Below are 1,145 nucleotides of genomic sequence, written 5' to 3'. Positions count from 1 at the left end.
ATTCGAGTACTTATTTGTACAGAGTAGAATCAGATAACAAAGTTATAATAGTCACTTCTGGGGGACAGAATAATCTTCCTGGGGGGTATGTACCTAAACCACGATTGACGTAAAGTTGATTTTTTCCAACTTTGTGGAAACCTTGTGCCCATTCCCAGTTACTCACAACTTTACCCCAATTAGCTCGCAAAAAGGGAATGTATTTGCGTATTTTGCGGGGGATTTTACGGATGAGTTGATTATAGTAGATGACTATAGGACCCATGCCAGGAAGTACAAATTGCGAACCGTGGGTATGACCAGACAATTGTAAATCCACGCGCCATTTTTTGAGTAATTCGGCTGTATCTGGATTGTGGGATAAAACGATTCGGGGGATTGCTTCCTCAAGTTGACTGAGTACTGATGCAATTTTAAACTCTCCTGACCAATAATCTGCGAATCCCACAATTGGTAAGTCTTTGCCCAACGGATAGGCAATCTCGTTCCATAGCACTTTAATACCAATGCTGGTTAAGGCATCGGTAATTACAGTTTGGGAATATTTATAGTGAACGTCATGATTTCCAAGAACAGCGCAGATTCCAGCAGGTGCTTGTAGATGCTTTAGGTGCTTCACTAACTGGTAAATTGGCGATGGATCGTCAGTAACGTAGTCACCAGTGAGTAAGATTAAATCAGGTTCCGCATCATTGGTAATTGCGATCGCTTCTTCCAACATCTTATTAGATAAGCGTAAACCGTCGTAATGCAAATCAGATAATTGTACCAATCTTGTACCATCTAGGGATGAGGGTAAATCTGGAATATTAACTGCTATCTTTTCGACACTCAACGGTCCAGAAAACAACCAGTGCATAAGGTGCGACTCGCTTCTCGTACCAGCGCTATCAGCTTACCAAATCATCACCATAGTTTGCGTATCACCCACAATAATTTATTAAATTTTTCATGAATGGTTGGTTGGAATATTTTATTTTCAAGATATGGTTCTTCCGTTACTTTTATGAAAAATCTGGTTAAAAATCATTGAAAGCCTTGCCCTGTAAGCATTTCATCTAAATCATTACCATAATTCCTTATAACCCCTACCCCGCAAGGGTTTTGTTACAATGAATCGTCAATCACCATAAAAAGGATGCAAG

The 1,145-nt window shown here is 39.8% G+C and carries 1 protein-coding gene; it reads right to left on the bottom strand.

Annotated features, from left to right (window positions below; translation table 11 throughout):
- Window positions 1–10: 10 nt before the first annotated feature.
- A complete protein-coding gene (locus CK510_RS30660) occupies window positions 11–859 on the bottom strand; it encodes a metallophosphoesterase (RefSeq protein ID WP_095725159.1) in 849 nt (282 codons plus the stop codon).
- Between the last annotated feature and the right edge of the window lie 286 nt (window positions 860–1,145).

Source organism: Brunnivagina elsteri CCALA 953 (assembly GCF_002289455.1).
GTDB classification, from domain to species: Bacteria; Cyanobacteriota; Cyanobacteriia; order Cyanobacteriales; family Nostocaceae; genus Brunnivagina; species Brunnivagina elsteri.
The sequence above is the reverse complement of the archived record's forward strand: the minus strand, read 5'-3'. Positions and strand labels throughout refer to the sequence as shown.